Origin of the sequence: Rhodoferax sp. WC2427, assembly GCF_040822085.1 — a bacterium.
Taxonomy (GTDB): domain Bacteria; phylum Pseudomonadota; class Gammaproteobacteria; order Burkholderiales; family Burkholderiaceae_C; genus Rhodoferax_B.
In genome coordinates, this window is the sequence record NZ_CP162006.1 from 447,374 (window position 1) to 463,871 (window position 16,498).

Annotated in this window: 17 protein-coding genes; 9 read left to right on the forward strand and 8 right to left on the reverse strand. The window is 65.6% G+C overall.

All coding sequences use genetic code 11. The features are described 5' to 3' along the window. Positions 1 to 83: 83 nt before the first annotated feature. Complete coding sequence (argG, locus tag AB3G31_RS02105) at positions 84 to 1,421, forward strand: argininosuccinate synthase (RefSeq protein ID WP_367848583.1); 1,338 nt, start codon at positions 84 to 86, stop codon at positions 1,419 to 1,421. On the opposite strand, the gene AB3G31_RS02110 is transcribed toward argG, so the two are convergent. Beyond that, entirely contained in the window at positions 1,418 to 1,798 is a 381-nt protein-coding gene (locus tag AB3G31_RS02110; protein WP_367848584.1) for a hypothetical protein, read from the reverse strand. The genes argG and AB3G31_RS02110 overlap by 4 nt on opposite strands. 180 nt (positions 1,799 to 1,978) lie before the next feature. Here AB3G31_RS02110 and AB3G31_RS02115 point away from each other — a divergent pair, with 180 nt between their 5' ends. Continuing rightward, entirely contained in the window at positions 1,979 to 2,770 is a 792-nt protein-coding gene (locus tag AB3G31_RS02115; RefSeq protein ID WP_367848585.1) for an SDR family oxidoreductase, read from the forward strand. Positions 2,771 to 3,704: 934 nt separating this feature from the next. Here AB3G31_RS02115 and AB3G31_RS02120 read toward each other — a convergent pair. Continuing rightward, entirely contained in the window at positions 3,705 to 5,174 is a 1,470-nt protein-coding gene (locus tag AB3G31_RS02120; RefSeq protein WP_367848586.1) for an NAD-dependent succinate-semialdehyde dehydrogenase, read from the reverse strand. Positions 5,175 to 5,186: 12 nt separating this feature from the next. Continuing rightward, positions 5,187 to 6,494 carry a 4-aminobutyrate--2-oxoglutarate transaminase gene (gene gabT, locus AB3G31_RS02125; RefSeq protein WP_367848587.1) on the reverse strand — a complete coding sequence of 436 codons (1,308 nt, stop codon included), beginning with the start codon at positions 6,492 to 6,494 and terminating at the stop codon, positions 5,187 to 5,189. 73 nt (positions 6,495 to 6,567) lie between these two features. On the opposite strand from gabT, the gene AB3G31_RS02130 reads away from it, so the two are divergent. Beyond that, complete coding sequence (locus AB3G31_RS02130; protein ID WP_367848588.1) at positions 6,568 to 8,055, forward strand: PLP-dependent aminotransferase family protein; 1,488 nt, start codon at positions 6,568 to 6,570, stop codon at positions 8,053 to 8,055. 133 nt (positions 8,056 to 8,188) lie between these two features. On the opposite strand, the gene AB3G31_RS02135 is transcribed toward AB3G31_RS02130, so the two are convergent. Then, the gene (locus AB3G31_RS02135; protein WP_367848589.1) at positions 8,189 to 8,569 is read right to left on the reverse strand and encodes a VOC family protein; all 381 of its coding nucleotides are present in this window, start codon (positions 8,567 to 8,569) and stop codon (positions 8,189 to 8,191) included. A gap of 122 nt (positions 8,570 to 8,691) precedes the next feature. On the opposite strand from AB3G31_RS02135, the gene AB3G31_RS02140 reads away from it, so the two are divergent. The 5 genes from AB3G31_RS02140 (at position 8,692) to AB3G31_RS02160 (ending at position 11,800) form a co-directional block, all read left to right on the forward strand. Further along, positions 8,692 to 9,117: a DUF1801 domain-containing protein gene (locus tag AB3G31_RS02140; protein ID WP_367848590.1), complete on the forward strand. Its 426-nt coding sequence runs from the start codon at positions 8,692 to 8,694 to the stop codon at positions 9,115 to 9,117. A gap of 117 nt (positions 9,118 to 9,234) precedes the next feature. Then, a complete protein-coding gene (locus AB3G31_RS02145) occupies positions 9,235 to 9,708 on the forward strand; it encodes a hypothetical protein (RefSeq protein WP_367848591.1) in 474 nt (157 codons plus the stop codon). Between the two features lie 122 nt (positions 9,709 to 9,830). Then, positions 9,831 to 10,121: a type II toxin-antitoxin system RelE/ParE family toxin gene (locus AB3G31_RS02150; protein WP_367848592.1), complete on the forward strand. Its 291-nt coding sequence runs from the start codon at positions 9,831 to 9,833 to the stop codon at positions 10,119 to 10,121. Then, on the forward strand, positions 10,121 to 10,417 hold the full coding sequence (locus tag AB3G31_RS02155) for an addiction module antidote protein (protein ID WP_367848593.1): 297 nt from the start codon (positions 10,121 to 10,123) through the stop codon (positions 10,415 to 10,417). Before AB3G31_RS02150 ends, AB3G31_RS02155 begins: the two co-directional genes overlap by 1 nt. Positions 10,418 to 11,326: 909 nt before the next feature. Next, positions 11,327 to 11,800, forward strand: coding sequence for a hypothetical protein (locus AB3G31_RS02160; protein WP_367848594.1), 474 nt, complete (start codon positions 11,327 to 11,329; stop codon positions 11,798 to 11,800). A gap of 28 nt (positions 11,801 to 11,828) precedes the next feature. Here AB3G31_RS02160 and AB3G31_RS02165 read toward each other — a convergent pair whose 3' ends face one another. Beyond that, positions 11,829 to 12,758, reverse strand: coding sequence for an HTH-type transcriptional regulator ArgP (locus AB3G31_RS02165; RefSeq protein ID WP_367848595.1), 930 nt, complete (start codon positions 12,756 to 12,758; stop codon positions 11,829 to 11,831). 99 nt (positions 12,759 to 12,857) lie between these two features. Between AB3G31_RS02165 and AB3G31_RS02170 the strand changes: the two genes are divergently transcribed. Further along, the gene (locus AB3G31_RS02170) at positions 12,858 to 13,490 is read left to right on the forward strand and encodes a LysE/ArgO family amino acid transporter (protein WP_367848596.1); all 633 of its coding nucleotides are present in this window, start codon (positions 12,858 to 12,860) and stop codon (positions 13,488 to 13,490) included. Between the two features lie 103 nt (positions 13,491 to 13,593). On the opposite strand, the gene AB3G31_RS02175 is transcribed toward AB3G31_RS02170, so the two are convergent. Genes AB3G31_RS02175 through hemN form a run of 3 tightly spaced genes read right to left on the reverse strand, consistent with a single transcriptional unit; the run spans position 13,594 to position 16,488 of the window. Further along, positions 13,594 to 14,412, reverse strand: a complete 819-nt coding sequence (locus tag AB3G31_RS02175; protein ID WP_367848597.1) for a creatininase family protein — start codon at positions 14,410 to 14,412, stop codon at positions 13,594 to 13,596. A 10-nt stretch (positions 14,413 to 14,422) separates the two neighbouring features. Further along, positions 14,423 to 15,100: a sulfite exporter TauE/SafE family protein gene (locus AB3G31_RS02180; RefSeq protein WP_367848598.1), complete on the reverse strand. Its 678-nt coding sequence runs from the start codon at positions 15,098 to 15,100 to the stop codon at positions 14,423 to 14,425. After that, positions 15,100 to 16,488, reverse strand: coding sequence for an oxygen-independent coproporphyrinogen III oxidase (gene hemN, locus AB3G31_RS02185; protein ID WP_367848599.1), 1,389 nt, complete (start codon positions 16,486 to 16,488; stop codon positions 15,100 to 15,102). The genes AB3G31_RS02180 and hemN overlap by 1 nt, the downstream gene beginning before the upstream one ends. Between the last annotated feature and the right edge of the window lie 10 nt (positions 16,489 to 16,498).

The following is a 16,498-nucleotide window of genomic DNA, read 5'->3' on the forward strand; positions in this document are numbered from 1 at the left end:
TTTGTCCAGATGTCGGGCGCAAGCCGCGCAGCGCTGCCCGCGTCCATTAACATCGAAGGTTTCGCACTGACCCAGAGAACACCATGGTTGCCAATATTCTGCAAAAACTCCCCGCTGGCGAACGCGTCGGCATCGCTTTCTCCGGGGGGCTGGATACCAGCGCCGCCGTGCACTGGATGCGGGCCAAGGGGGCGATTCCCTGCGCCTACACCGCCAACCTGGGCCAGCCCGACGAGTCTGACTACGACGAAATCCCGCGCAAGGCATTGGCCTACGGTGCCGAAATGGCGCGTTTGGTCGATTGCCGCCCGCAGTTGGTGGCGGAGGGCATTGCCGCCATCCAGGCCGGGGCTTTCCACATCAGCACCGGTGGCGCCACCTACTTCAACACCACGCCGCTGGGCCGGGCCGTGACCGGCACCGCACTGGTGGTGGCCATGCGCGACGACGGCGTGAACATCTGGGGCGACGGCAGCACCTACAAGGGCAACGACATCGAGCGCTTCTACCGCTACGGCCTGCTGTGCAACCCCGAGCTGCGCATCTACAAGCCCTGGCTGGACCAGCTGTTCATCGACGAGCTCGGTGGCCGCAAGGAAATGAGCGAGTACCTGGTAGCCCACGGCTTCGACTACAAGATGAGCGTGGAAAAGGCCTATTCCACCGACTCCAACATCCTGGGCGCGACCCACGAAGCCAAGGACCTGGAGTTCTTGAACGCGGGCATGCACATCGTCAAGCCCATCATGGGCGTGCCGTTCTGGCGCGACGACTGCGTGGTCAAGGCCGAATCGGTCACCGTGCGTTTTGAAGAAGGCCAGCCGGTTGCGCTGAACGGCCAGACCTTCCCCGATGCCGTGGCCCTGATGTACGCCGCCAACGAGATCGGTGGCCGCCACGGATTAGGCATGTGCGACCAGATCGAAAACCGCATCATCGAAGCCAAGAGCCGCGGCATCTACGAAGCCCCCGGCATGGCGCTGCTGCACATCGCCTACGAGCGCCTGGTCACCGGCATCCACAACGAAGACACCATCGAACAGTACCGCGCCAACGGCCGCAAGCTGGGCCGCCTGCTGTACCAGGGCCGCTGGTTCGACTCGCAAAGCCTGATGCTGCGCGAAACCGCCCAGCGCTGGATCGCCCGCGCCATCACCGGCGAAGTGACTTTGGAACTGCGCCGTGGCAACGACTACTCGCTGATGGACACGGTCAGCCCCAACCTGACCTACCACCCCGAGCGCCTGACCATGGAAAGCGGCGCCGGTGGCTTCACCCCCGCCGACCGCATCGGCCAGCTCACCATGCGCAACATGGACATCGCCGACACGCGCCAAAAGCTGGCGGTGTACACCCAGGCTGGGTTGCTGGGCACCAGCGCGTCCAGCACCACGCTGATCGCCAACCCCGGCGCGGCCTAAAGCCCGGTTTTGAGGGCGTAGGCCACCGCCAGCACCACCAGCACCACCAGGGCTGCGCTCACCCAGCGCAGCTGTACGCGGTTGGCCTCCACCCGCTGCACCAGCTCGGTGTTTTGCGTGGCCAATGCCTGGATCAGCTCGCTGGAGGCGCGCATCTGAGTGTGCAGCTCGGCGCTGCTGGCCTCCAGGGCAAGGATGCGGCCCTGCAACTCGGCCACCACCAGGTCGTGGGTGGGCAGCACCGGGGCCGGTGGTGGCGTGGGCGCGGCGGGCGCTTTTTTCGCCACGCTGTCCCAGAGCTTTTTGGCCCCCTGTGCCACCAGCGGCGCGGTCGAGATCACCTCGGTCCAGGGAACGGTCTTAAGCAGAGAAAACAAGCCTAAACCCATGGGGGCCTTTCAAAGAGGGCAGACGGCATGCTATTTTTTACATAGCTGCTTACGCCGATGGAATAAGCGCCAGAGGCCTATTTTCCCTAAAGAGCAGGGCCTGGCGGTCGCACTAGCTTACATGGGCGCGGGCGCGGTGGATGCAAGTGCTGGCGTAGAGTGGCGCTTATGCAAACACCCCACACCCTTCCCCCCGCACTCGCGGCTTTTGACCTGACCGGGCGCACCGCGCTGGTCACCGGTTCCAGCAGCGGCATCGGCTTTGCGCTGGCCTGCGGCCTGGCATCGGCCGGGGCCCACGTGCTGCTCAATGGCCGCGATGCTCCCCGGCTGGCCGAGGCCGCGCACAAGCTGCAGACCCTGGGCTTCACCGCCACCAGCCTGCCGTTCGACGTGACCGACCCCGCCGCTGCCGCCTTGGCCGTCGACGGCTGGGAGCGCGAGCACGGCCCCATCGACATCCTGGTCAACAACGCAGGCGTCCAGCGCCGCGCGCCGCTGGAAACCTTCCCGCTGGAGCACTGGGCCGAGCTGATGCGGACCAATGTGGACAGCGTGTTCTATGTAGCCCAGCCCGTGGCCCGCCACATGATTGCCCGCGGGCGCGGCAAGATCATCAACGTCTGCTCGGTGCAAAGCGAGCTGGGCCGCCCGAACATCGCCCCCTACACCGCCACCAAGGGCGCGGTAAAGATGCTCACCAAAGGCATGGCCATCGACTGGGGCCCGCACGGCCTGCAGGTCAACGGCCTGGGCCCTGGCTACTTCAAAACCCCGCTGAACCAGGCCCTGGTAGACGACCCCGCCTTCAGCGCCTGGCTGCTCAACCGCACCCCCTCGCGCCGCTGGGGCGACGTGGAAGACCTGGTGGGTGCCGCGATCTTCCTGGCCAGCGACGCGTCGCGGTTTGTGAACGGGCACATTTTGTATGTGGATGGCGGGGTGACGGCGGCGCTGTGAGTTTTGGGGTTTTTAGGTCTTTTTTTGGATGCCTCAATGGCTGCTTGCGCTGATGGGATGGGCGTGAGCAGCTTCTGTTTTTAACTATCGAAAGAGTAGCGATTTGGGGCGACTGGGTTTCATTGGCATCGTCGGCCGGGGAGTGCGCCCGGCAGCGCAGTAACTTTCTTTTGTGTGGCCAAAAGAAAGTCACCAAAGAAAAAGCCACCCCCACTGCCAGCGCCCCGTCGCTCCCGCGCCGGGGAACCTGCGGTGCTCGCTACCGATGGGGTCTGGCTAAACTCGCTGCGCTCAAACAACGCCAGCCCTGGTCCATCGCTAGCTGCGCTCCTCGGCGCATTGCAGAGGGGGACCCCGGGGAGCGAGATCGGCCCGGCGCAGCCGGGCATCGCGCCTAGGGCGCGAGTTTTGGGGTGGCGTTAGCGGCGGTTAAATCTGGTTGAATGCAAGCTGGCAGGCCTACCCAGCTTCGTGCTCTAGGCACGATGGGGCGCTGCGCGCCCCCGATCCCGCATTCGGGGTCCCCCTCTGTCGCAGCCGAGGAGCGCAGCTTTGGGCGGAAAAGGGCTGGCGTTGTTTGAGCGCAGCGAGTTTAGCCAGACCCCGCACAAAGTGAGCACCGCAGGTTCCCGCAGCGACAGCGGAGGGCGGAGACAGTGGGGGTGGCCTTTCTTTTGGTGCCTTTTCTTTGGCCACACAAAGAAAAGGTACTGCGCCGCCGGGCGCAACTCCCGGCCGGGGATGTAGACAGGCACCCAGAAAACGCCAACGCCAACCCGCCAATAGGGGTCGGAGCCCAAATGCGGGGTACATCCCTCTCCAACCGCCAACTTTGATCGCGCAATTGGGATCCGACCCCCATTGGCTACGATTGCGCGTTTCCCGCCAGCACCCGTAGCGCAATGGGGATCTGGCCCCACCAGGCTACCAAACCTCAGCGGTCCAGCCCGCCCAGGCAGATGTACTTCATTTCCATGAACTCATCCAGCCCGTACTTGGAGCCTTCGCGCCCCAGGCCCGACTGCTTGACGCCGCCGAACGGGGCTTCGGCGGTGGAGATCAAACCGGTGTTTACGCCCACCATGCCCGACTCGATCTGCTCCGACACGCGCATCACGCGGCCGATGTCGCGGCTGTAGAAGTAGGCGGCCAGGCCGAACTCGGTGTTGTTGGCGCGCTCGATGACCTCGGCTTCGGTGTCGAACACGAAGATCGGGGCCAGCGGGCCGAAGGTTTCGTCTTGGGCGAACAGCATGTCTTCGGTGGCGCCGCCAATGACGGTGGGCTCAAAAAACAGGCCGCCTAGCGCGTGCGGCTTGCCGCCGGTCAGCACCTTGCCACCCTTGGCGATGGCATCGGCGATGTGCTCTTTCACCTTGGCCACGGCCTTGGCGTCGATCAGCGGGCCCTGGGTGCTGCCCTCAATCACGCCGTTGCCCACCTTGAGCGCCTGCACCTTGGCCACCAGCTTGGTGGTGAAGGCTTCCAGCACGCTGCGCTGCACGTAGATGCGGTTGGCGCACACACAGGTCTGGCCGGTGTTGCGGTACTTGGAGATCATCGCGCCGTCCACGGCGGCATCCAGGTCGGCATCGTCGAACACGATGAACGGCGCGTTGCCGCCCAGCTCCAGCGACAGCTTCTTGATGGTGTCGGCCGACTGGCGCATCAGCGTGCGGCCCACTTCGGTGGAGCCGGTGAAGGTGAGCTTGCGCACGATGGGGCTGCGCGTCATCTCGCCGCCGATCTGGCTGGCGGAGCCGGTCAGCACCGACAGCAGGCCCTTGGGCACACCAGCGCGGTCGGCCAGCTCGGCAAAGGCCAGGGCCGAGTAGGGCGTTTGCGTGGCGGGCTTGACCACCATGGAGCAGCCTGCGGCCAGCGCCGGACCGGCCTTGCGGGTCAGCATGGCGGTGGGGAAGTTCCAGGGCGTGATGGCCGCCGTGACGCCGATGGGCTGCTTGATGGCCAGCAGGCGGCGGTCGCCGGTGGGGGCGGGAATGGTGTCGCCGTAGATGCGGCGGGCCTCGTCGGCAAACCACTCGATGAAGGATGCCGAGTAAACGATCTCGCCCTTGGCTTCGGCCAGGGGCTTGCCCTGCTCGGAGGTGAGGATCAGCGCCAGGTCGTCCTGGTGCTGCAGCATCAGGTCGTTGAGGCGGCGCAGGATGGCGGCGCGCTCTTTGCCCGACATATTGCGCCAGGCGCGCTGGGCCACTTCGGCGGCGGCAATCGCGCGCACGGTTTCGGCGGTGCCGCACATCGGCACGGTGCCCAGCACCTCGCCGGTGGCGGGGTTGGTCACCGGCACGGTTTCGCCGTTGTCGGCATCGACCCAGGCACCGGCGATGAAGGCCTGCTGGCGCAGCAGGGTGGGATCTTTGAGGTTCAGAGTGGTGGTCATCAGGTGGTTTCTTTATGCGGTCATGGCTGCGGCGAGGATGTCGAGGCCTTCGGCCAGCACGCTGTCTTCAATCGTCAGCGGGAACAAGAAGCGGATCACGTTGCCGTATACGCCGCAGGTCAGCAGCAGCAGGCCGGCTTTCTGGGCGCGCTGCACGATGAGCTTGGTGAAGTCGGTGTCAGGGGTGCCGTCGGCCTTGGCAAATTCCACGGCGGCCATGCAGCCCAGGCCGCGCACGTCGCGGATCTGCGGCACGGTGGCGCGCAGGCTGTTGAGGCGGTCGGTCAGCACGGTCCCTAAGCGCTCGGCGCGGGCGCAGAGCTGCTCGTCGGCAATCACGTCCAGCACGGCGTGGGCCGAGGCGATGGCCAATGGGTTCCCGGCGTAGGTGCCACCCAGGCCGCCGGGAGCGGGCGCGTCCATGATCTCGGCGCGGCCACACACGGCCGACAAGGGCATGCCACCGGCCAGGCTCTTGGCCATGGTCATCAGGTCGGGCACCACGGTGTGGTGGTCCATGGCAAACAGCCGGCCGGTGCGGGCAAAGCCGGTCTGGATCTCGTCCGCAATCATCACGATGCCGTGCTGGTCGCACAGGGCGCGGATGGCGACCATCAGCGCCGGAGGCATCACGTAGAAGCCGCCTTCGCCCTGGATGGGTTCGATGATGATGGCCGCCACCTGGTCGGGCGCGATGTCGCACTTGAACAGGTTCTGGATGGCGTGCAGCGTGTCGTCCACCGTCACGCCGTGCACATCCATGGGGGCGGGCACGTGGTAGATGCTGCCGGGGAAGGGGCCAAAGCCCACCTTGTACGGCACCACCTTGCCGGTCAGCGCCATGCCCATGAAGGTGCGGCCATGGAACGCGCCGGTCAGCGCAATCACGCCGGGGCGGCGGGTGTGGGCGCGGGCGATCTTGATGGCGTTTTCGACGGCTTCCACACCGGTGGTGAAGAAGGCGGTTTTCTTGGCGTGGCTGCCGGGGGTGAGGGCGTTCAGGCGCTCGGCCAGGTAGACCGAACTCTCATAGGGGATGACCTGGTAGGCGGTGTGGGTGAAGTGGTCCAGCTGCTCGCGGATGGCGGCAACCAGGCGCGGGTGGCGGTGGCCGGTGTTGAGCACGGCAATACCGGCGGCAAAGTCGATGTAGCGGTTGCCTTCCACGTCCCAGATTTCCGAGTTCAACGCGCGGTCGGCGTAGATGGGGAAACCAATGCCCACGCCGCGCGGAGCGGCCGCGGCACGGCGCTGGTCGAGCTGGGCGTTGGTGGGGATGGCGGATTGGGTAACAGCAGAGGGGGCGACGGCGGTGTTCATGGGGTGTCCTTGAGTGGAACCCGCAGTTTAAAATTTATTTGGCTCCACAAATGGAACCAATTACAGTTAGTTTATGGAACCAATTCACCCGCCAAACTACCAGCCGGAAGCCCTGCCCGACTTCGTGCAGCGCCAGTTCGACGCCGCCAGCCCGCACAACGACCACCGCCAGCTCTACGGCATCTTGCAGCGCGGCATCCGCAGCGGCGTGCTGGCCGCAGGCACCCAGTTGCCGCCCAGCCGCGTGCTGGCCCAGGCGCTAAAAATTGCCCGCAACACCGTGGTGCACGTGTACGAGCAGTTGGCGCTGGAAGGCTATGTGCAGGCGGGCGTGGGCCGGGGCACCTTTGTGGCCGCCGTGGGCCCGCGCCTGGCCGACCGCAGTGCCGCGCCCCGCCAGGCCCGCACGGCTTTGCTGTCGCGCCGCGGCAGCCAGCTGGTGCGCGAGGCCGGGGCCGCCCCCCTGCAGTGGGGCGCGTTCACCCCCGGCGTGCCCGAGGTACGCATGTTCCCCACCGCCATCTGGAGCCGCCTGCAGGCCCGCGCCGCCCGCAGGCAAACCCCGGCGCAGCTCACCTACGCCACCGGCCCGGGCGATGCGGGGCTGCGCCAGGCCGTGTCGGACTACCTGCAGGGCACGCGCGGCGTGGTGTGCAGCCCGGAGCAGGTGGTCATCACCAGCGGCACCCAGCAGTCGCTGCACCTGGTGGCCCAGTTGCTGACCGACCCCGGCGACCGCGTGTGGCTGGAAGACCCCGGCTACTGGGGTGCGCGCAGCGTGTTCCGCGCCCACGGGCTGGACCTGCAGCCGGTGGCGCTGGATGCCGAGGGCATGGCCCCCAGCCCGGCGCAACTGCGCCAGCCGCCGCGGGTGATGTTCCTCTCGCCCTCGCACCAGTACCCGCTGGGCGCGCTCATGGGCCATGGCCGCCGCCAGCAGCTGCTGGACTACGCGGCCGTGCACGGCGTGTGGGTGGTGGAGGACGATTACGACAGCGAATTCCGCTACGGCACCCGCCCGCTGCCCGCGCTGCAGGGCCTGGATACCCAGGGCCGCGTGGTCTACCTGGGCACGTTTTCCAAAACCCTGTACCCGGCCCTGCGCATCGCCTACCTGGTGCTGCCGCCCGACCTGGTGGACGGCTTCGCGCAGGCGCTGAACGAGCTGTTTCGCGAGGGCCAGACGGTGCAGCAGGCGGTGCTGGCGCAGTTCCTCAGCGAGGGCCACTACGCCACCCACATCCGCCGCATGCGCGCCATCTACAGCGCCCGCCACGACGCGCTGATCCACGCCATCGGGCAAGAGTTCGGCAGCCAGCTGCCCATCCTGGGCGGCGATGCGGGCCTGCACCTGGTGCTGGGCCTGCCCCCGCAGGTAGACGACGCCGCCGTGGCCCAGGCCGCCCTGCGCGCAGGCATCAGCACCCGCCCGCTGTCGCTGTACCACCTGCGCCAACCGGCGGCGACCAAAGGCCTGTTGCTGGGCTACGGTGCGGTGCCGGAGGAAGACATTGGCCCCAGCTTTGCGCGGCTGGCGCAGGTGGTGCGGGGGTTTTTGTAGGGTGCGCACAGTTGGCCAAAATGGGGCCATTTTTTGGCATTCAAAATGCCTTCTTGCGCTTATTTGGTAAGCGCAAGCAGCTCCTGTTTTTAACGATAAAAAACGGAGCAATTCACGCCGGTTGCGCGTAGGTTCAGGCCAGGTCCTGGTGGAGACACAGGTAGTTGCCCTCGGGGTCCTTGAACCAGGCGGCCTTTTCTGCGCCCAGCACGCACACATGGTCTACCGTCTTGAATCCGGGCAGGTCGTAGTCTTCGAACACCACACCGGCCTGCTTCAACGCGGCGACGCTGGCGGCGATGTCGGGAACCTGGAAGCTGATGGCGGTGTGCTCGGCTTTGGTGCCCTCCGGCTTGGGAAAGAGGGCCAGCGTACTGCCACCCACCCGGTAGATGAACTTGCCGTCGGGCCGCAAGCCGCTGGGCGCTAAGCCGAGACAGCGTTCGTAAAACGCCCGGGCGCGGTCCATATCGACCACGGGGAGCATGGTCGTCACAGAGGCATTGGCTAGCATATGCAGTCCTTTCGCTCAATCCCCTTTAGCATAGGTGCCCGCGCGGCAAAGTGCCAATCCGACAGGGGGCCCACCGCCCACGCCGCAGGTATTTCCACTTCGACCCAGGTCCAGGAGGCCGCATGCCCAAAGCCACCCCGCCCCGGCTCCTTGCAGGCGGCAATCCGCAGATCGCCAAGGCCGACGGCGACGCCCCCGTGCAGGCCTACATCGCCGCCCTGAACGGATGGCAGCAGGACGTCGGGCAGCGCCTGGACGCCCTGATCACCCACAGCGTGCCCGGCGTGCACAAAGCCGTGCGCTGGAACTCGCCCATGTACGGCATGCCCGGCCAGGGCTGGTTCGCCAGCGTCCACGTGTTCACGCACTACGTGAAGCTCACGTTTTTCAAAGGCAGCTCCTTGCAGCCCGCTCCTTCGGGTGGCACGGCCAAGGAAGCCCGCTGGGTGGACATCCGCGAGGGCCAGCTTGATGCGCCGGAGCTGGAGGCGCAGTTGGCGCAATGGGTGCAGCAGGCGGCGGCGATGCCGGGCTGGGGCAAGGCCTAGGGCCGGAGCGTACCCTGCCACGGAAATGTTTTGCCAGCCCAGGTCCAAACCACCGCCACCTCTGCCCGCCGCCATGGGCTTTGGCGGGAACTTCCTTACATCTACGAGACCCACGCCATGACCTTGGAGCAGCAAAAAGACAATCTCCGGCGGATGGCCCGCACCGGCATCCTGCGCGGGTTCACGCTGCTCTGCGCCACCGCCACCCTCGGCGCGCTGGTCGGCGGCCTGCTCACACGGCATCCCGTGTACGGGATGGTGGCTGGCGTGGCCGGGGTGCTCTGGTATGCCGCGCACAGCACCCGAGCGCACATCCAGCACGCGGCCCAGGCCCTGGACCTGGGCGCGACCGAGCCAGGCCGGGTGCACATCGAGATCACCTGCTGGTCGGATTCCGACACCTACCTGGCGAAGACGGCGGGCACGCGGTCAGGCACATGGCAGTTCCCGTTCATCCCCCAGGGCTGGGTGCCACAGGCAGGTGCGTTCGATGCCACATGCTTCTTGCTGCCCGGGCTGCCGTGGCCAGCCCTGGTGCTGGTTGATGGGAATATCTGCCACCCCCGGGAGACGCCAAAGCGGGTGGCGTGATGGCCGCAATGCCCAGGCTAGGGGCGCCCGTTGTCGGTGGATAGGCCGGCACGGAGCCAGTGTCCTATGGCCAGCAGCAGTCTTTAATGCCATATTTGTAGCCAATTGGCTACAATCGACGCATGTACAGCGTGATTGAAACTGAAGCATTCAGTGACTGGCTCGGTGGGCTGAAAGACCGTGCCACGCGGATTCGGCTTGGCCGCCGTTTGGACAAGGCCCGACGTGGCAATTTGGGTGATGTCAAACCTGTGGGCGAGGGGGTGTTTGAGATGCGTGAATTCTTTGGCCCTGGCTGGCGCATGTACTACGTAGAGCAGTCGGGGGCGATTGTTCTCATGCTGGGTGGCGGCGACAAGGCCAGCCAAAGCAAGGATATTGAACGTGCCATCAACATGGCGAAGGAGCTGTAATGGGCAAACTGAAAACCCGGCCTTTCGATGTGGCCAACTACCTTGGCGACGATGAGGATGTCGCCGAGTACATGCGCCAAGTACTGGAAGACGGTGACCCCGCAGAGTTGGGCGCCGCACTGGGGGCCATTGCCCGCGCCCGCGGGATGGCGCAGTTGGCCAAAGACACGGGCTTGTCCCGCGAAAGTCTGTACAAAAGCCTGTCGGGTGAGCGGGCTCCCAGTACCGATACGCTGTTCAAAGTACTGCGCGCGTTGGGGTTCAAATTGTCGGTGCAGATTGCGACCCCGGGTTGAGGCTGCATTGAGCGTACCCACGGGCGGATGTGGGCATCCATAGTCTAGAAAGTCGCCGTGCCATACGGCTTGGGTATCAATCTGTGAACTACAGCGTTACCCGGTCGAGTGCCCCCATCCCCACCTTCCCCTGGCGGGGGAAGGAGCAAGGCAGTGAACGCCCGCACATACCGTGGTGCTCACCGGTATTTCTCCCTCCCCCACCGGGGGAGGGCCGGGGTGGGGGCATATCGCGACTGGCGCGATGCCCGGCATCGCCGGGCCGATCCCGCTTCCTGGGGTTCCCATCTGTATACGCCGAGGAGCACAGCTTTGGGCTGAAAAGGGCTGGCGTTGTTTGCGCAGCGAGTTTAGCCAGACCCCGCCCAAAGCGCCCTCCGCAGGTTCCCGTAGCGCCAGCGGAGGGCGCAGACAGTGGGGGCTACGCATCGATGGTTACTTTCGGTGTTCAGGTAACTTTGCTTCGCAAAGTGAGTGAACCCCGCGCGCAGAGCACGCCATTGCGCAAAAGAACAAGTGACTGTGCTGCCGGGCGCATCACCCGGCCAGCGGCGACTGCGGCATCCAGCAATGCAGCGCCCCACGAAACTCCATTAAAACCTTTAAGAAAAAAGAGGCTCTAGCGCTTTTTCTAAAAGCGTAAGTAGCTATCGAAAGAAGAGCGTTGCACACCTTCAGCTTACGAAGGAGAGATACCATTGTGCGACGGTCGGAAGGCTTCGCCGGGCTATAGTGGGCCATCGGCTCGTTATGGGGTTTGTCGAAATTTTTATACCTATATAGAAACTGGCTCACCCTACGAAAGACCGGCCCGTAAGCCATTTTCAGGAAAATTCGATGGGTGATTTAAATCGCAGGATTGGGCGCACAAATCAAGTCAGCGGTCTCATGAATGATCGAATTAGGTGCATGTACAGCGAAGCCCAGGATCGGCTGCACGATGCCGACCTCCTAGCCGCATCGCTGAACAGAATGTCCAACTCCGAATCAATCATCCGGATCCTTGCCTTTGAAGTTCTTCTGAAGGCAGCACTTCTCGTTTCAAGGCAAGAGCCAAAGCAAAGCCATAACTACAGAACTCTTTGGCTCGGAATGCCTGGTTACGCTCGGAAGGAAATTCTTGCATTTGCGTCGGAGCGTATGCCTGGGCTTGCAAACTTATCCCAAATCGAGAAATTTCTATTCTGGTATCAGTACATTTTTGAGAAATCTCGTTATCACTATGAGCTTTACGACGGTTATACACTTGCCGAGCAAAACGAGCTTGGGCAGTCTTGGCTTGAAACCGGCGCCCGCACAGAGGATGCAGTAGTTCAGTACTACCCACTTGAACTTGAATGCTTAATTGCGGGTCTCAAGGCTTATATCGAAAATGCCCTCTAACCTCGAACTGACAGCATGCTGGCTCTCGTCATCGACTCAGCTCGAGTGTTAACCCCAACCCCCCCCCCGCCGCCCCCTTCACCGCCCCCGTCAACCGCTGCGCCACCAGCGGCTCCCGCTCCCAGTGGTGCCAATACAGCGCCACCTCCACCGCACTCCCTGGCAGCAGCTCCTCCAGCGGCAGCCGCCCCTCGCGGTGCACCAGAAACTGGTCGGGCACCATCCCCCAGCCCATGCCATGGGCCAGCGCGCTGTCGTACGCATCCACCGCAGGTACGAAATGCCGGGGGTATTGCGGGGCGGTGAGGGCGAAGTGCTGGGCCAGAAAGGCGTCTTGCAGGCCGTCTTTGCGGTTGAAGATGATGGCGGGGGTGGCCAGCAGGCGGTGCACCGAGACGGCCCCGGTTTTGGTGCGGCACTGCTGCGCCAGGGCGGGCGCGGCTACGCAGCGGTAGCGCATGACACCCAGGGGCTCGGCCAGGCAGCCGCGCATGGGCTGGGCCAGGGTGCTGACGCAGCCGACCACGTCGCCGTTTTTGAGGGCCTCGTGGGTGTGGTCCTGGTCGTCGATCACCACGTCGAGCAGCAGGCGGTGGCGGGCCAGGCTGGCGGCCACGCCGGGCAGCAGCCAGCTGGCCAGCGAGTCGGCGTTGACGGCCACGCCCAGGGTTTGCCAGGCGGGCGCGCTGCCTTTGGCGCCCCGGGTGGCGGGCAGGCCGCCCAGCAGGTCGGCCTCCATCATGCGCAGCTGTTTGATGTGGGCCAGCAGCGCCTGCCCGGCGGGTGTAGCGCGCACGGTTTTGCCGCGCACCAACAGGCGCTGGCCCATGGCGGCCTCCAGGCCCTTGATGCGCAGGGAGATGGCGGCCAGGGTGAGGTTCAGCGCCTGGGCGGCGGGGCCGAAGCCGCCGTATTCGAGTACGGCGGCCAGGGCTTCCAATTGGCGGGCATCGAGCATGGTTAAGTATTTCTTGTGTGATGCAAGTTTAATTTAGTTAACTTTAAGTAGTGGCGCAAAACTTCGACACTCTGGGCATTCCTTTTTGAGAGCCCCGCCATGTCCAGCTTCTTCCTCGCCCCTGCCTTCAGCGCCGGTTTGCTGCTCAGCCTGTCGCTGATCGTGGCCATTGGCCCGCAAAACGCCCACGTGCTGCGCATGGGGCTGCGGGGGCAGCATGTGGGGCTGACGGTGGCGGTGAGCATTGCGTCCGACGTGGCGCTGATCGCGCTGGGGGTGCTGGGCCTGTCGCAGTTGGGCGGCTTGCCGCGCGGGGTGCAGGCGGCGATGGTCTGCGGTGGCGTGGTGTTCTTGCTGTGCTATGGCTGGAAGGCCTGGGGCCGCTTTCGCGCCGGGTCGGCGGCGCACCAGGCCGTGGGGGCGCCGGTGGCGGCCATGAGCCGCCAGCAGGCGGTTGGGGCGGCGCTGGCGGTGGCCTGGCTGAACCCGCACGCGCTGGTGGAGACGCTGGTGCTGATCGGCACGGCCTCGCTGGCCTGGGGCTCGCCGGGCAATACCGTTTTTGGGCTGGGCGCGGCCAGCGGGTCGGTGCTGTGGTTTGTGGGGCTGGGGCTGAGCGCCCTGGTGCTGGGGCAGCGCCTGCAGTCGCCCGCCCTGTGGCGTGCGCTGGACGGGCTGGTGGCCCTGATGATGTGGGGCACGGCAGGCATGCTGGCCTATGGTTTGCTGTGAACGGATGCTCTTGTTTTTGATGTCAAAAATAGGAGCTGCTCACGCTGATTGAATAAGCGGCAGGGGCTGATTTAATGCCTAAAAAACAGGCCTAAATCCTGGTTTAGCCCAGATCCGGCCCGTCCACCAGGGTGGACAGCGGCAAATCGGCAATCTCTTGCAGCAGCAACGCCAGTTGCTGGCCCGAAGCCGCCACCAGCGCCTGGCCTTTTTCTACCGTGGCAGCAGCCGCGTTGCCTGCCGCGCCGGTAGGGTTGTAGTCTTGCATTTGCCAGCCCAGCTTGGCGCTTTTGCCATTGCCTAGGATGGGGTACTGGGCGGCGCGGTCTTGCGAGGTGGATGGGAAGTTGAGGGCCAACTCCATGCGCACGGTGTGGGGGCGCAGGGCCCGCATCATCGACGTTTCTGTGTCGCCCGCGTGGATGCCGAAGCGGTGTTCTTCGGGGCTGAACAATGCGTTCGCATCAATCAGCGGCAGGTTGAACCAGCTGGCGCTGTAGACCAGCAAGCCGTGCTCGGTGCGCAGGGTGCGGGCCACGATGTCCATCAGGCTGACTTGGCCGCCGTGGGCATTGAAGATCAACAGCTTTTTGACCCCGCTGCGGGCCACGCAGGCGCCTAGCTCGGTCCAGACGCGGATGAGGGTTTCGCTGGACAGCGTGAGCGTGCCCGGAAAGCGCACATGCTCGGGGCTGAAGCCCACCTGCTGGGTCGGCAGCACCAGCACCGAGGCATCGGTGGGCAGCAGCGGCAGCGCGGCGGCAATCACGCCATCGACCAGGGTGGTGTCCACGCTCAGCGGCAGGTGCGGGCCGTGTTGCTCGGTGGCGGCCACGGGCAGCACGGCCACGGTGCGGGCCGGGTCGAGCAGCGCGAAGTCGCGGGTGGTGAGGTCGGCCCAGAAGCGAGGTGGAGTGTGCATGGGGCGAATTTCACCACAGGCTTCGGCAGAACTCCAAAACCCGCGGGTCCATGTCGTGCACCAAAGCCCATACGGCCACGCCTGCCAGCGATGCACCTGCCGCCCGCATGCCCCATTCTTTGCGCTGGGGGCTGCGCCAGGCCTGCAGGCGCACCCACAGCCAGGGCCCGGCCACCAGGGTGATGCTGCTGCCCAGGGCAAACAAGGCCATGCACAGTGCGCCATCCAGCGGCCCGCCGCTGAGCGAGGCGACCAGCAGCGCCGAGTACAGCAGGCCGCACGGCATCAGCGCCCAGGCGGCCCCGGCCACCAGGATCCACGACCGGCCCGCTACGCGGGGGCGCAGGCTGGCCCACAGGTTGCGGCCCAGGCCATCCACCCACATGGGTTGCCGCGCCAGCACCAGCAGCGTGCCGCCCCAGACCAGCACGGCCACGTGGAACAGCGTCCACACCGGGCGCAGCGCGGCGGCGGGGGCGGTGAGCCAGGCGAGCGTGTTGACGGTGGCGGCGGCCAAGGCACCCGCCAGCGTGTAGCCCAGCAAGCGTCCGGCCTGCAGTTGCAGCATGCCCTGGCGGGCACCCGCTACCCGCACCACGCCCGCACAGGCTGCGCCGCACATGCCCGCGCAATGCGGGCCACCGGCCAGGCCCATGAGCAGAGCGGTCCAGGCCAGGGTGGAGACCATCAAATGATCCGTGAAAAGCGGGCGCGGTTTTGGTCAGCCTGCAGGTAGCGGTCGAACACCATGGCCACGGCGCGCACGAAGAACCAGCCGGTGGCGGTGACCTGGATGCTGGTGGCATCCACCGTGACCATGCCGGCCTCCACCAGGGGCTGCAAGGCCAGCAACTCGGTGGCAAACGTGGCCCGGAAGTCTACCAGGTAGGCCAGCTCGATGGATTCGAACTGCACCGCACCCTGGCACATGATGGCCATGATGACGGCGCGGCGCACCAGGTCGTCGCGGCCCAGGGCCAGGCCGCGCACCACGGGCAGCTGGCCCTGGTCGATCATGTCGCAGTAGGCCTCCAGCGTTTTGGCGTTCTGGCTGTAGGTGGGGCCGATGCGGCCAATGGCCGACACGCCCAGGCCGATCAGGTCGCAGTCGGGCTGGGTGCTGTAGCCCTGGAAGTTGCGGTGCAGCCGCCCCTGGCGCTTGGCCACCGCCAGTGCGTCATTGGGTAGGGCGAAATGGTCCATGCCCACGTAGACGTAGCCGGCCCCCATGAGGGCCTCCAGCGCCTGCGACAGCATGGCCAGCTTGGCGGCGCCACTGGGCAGGTCGGCATTCAAAATGCGGCGCTGTGGCTTGAAGCGTTCGGGCAAATGGGCGTAGGCGTACAGGGCAATGCGGTCGGGGCGCAGCTCCACCACCTGCTCGAGGGTGCGGGCAAACGAGGTGGGCGTCTGGCGCGGCAGGCCGTAGATCAGGTCGGTGTTGATGGAGTCGAAGCCCAGGCGGCGTGCCTCGGCCACCAGGTCGAACACCTGCTGTGCGGGCTGTACGCGGTGCACGGCTTTTTGCACGTCGGCATCGAAGTCCTGCACGCCAAAGCTCAGGCGGTTGAAGCCCAGCGCGGCCAGGGCCGCCAGCCGTTCGGCATCCACGGTGCGGGGATCGACCTCGATGGCGTATTCGCCGCCGGGCGCCAGGTTGAAATGGCGGCGCAGCAGCACCATCAGCTGGGCCAGCTCGCCGTCGCTCAAAAAAGTGGGGCTGCCGCCGCCCAGATGCAGCTGGCTGACCGCCCGGCCCACGCCCAGTTGGGCGGAGTGCAGGGCCATTTCGCGCTCCAGGTACTGCAGGTAGGCGGCACCGCGCTCATGGCGCTTGGTGATGATCTTGTTGCAGGCGCAGTAGTAGCACAGCGACTCGCAAAACGGGATGTGCACGTACACCGACAGCGGCAGGGCGGTGGCGGTGGCCCGGCGCAGGCGCAGGGCGCGGGCGTAGTCTTCGCCGGTGAAGGCTTCGACGAAGCGGTCGGCGGTGGGGTAAGAGGTGTAGCGGGGCCCCGGCACGTCGTAACGCTGCAGAAGTTCGGTGGCAACACGGGGTAAAACACGGGTCATGGCGAGCGCT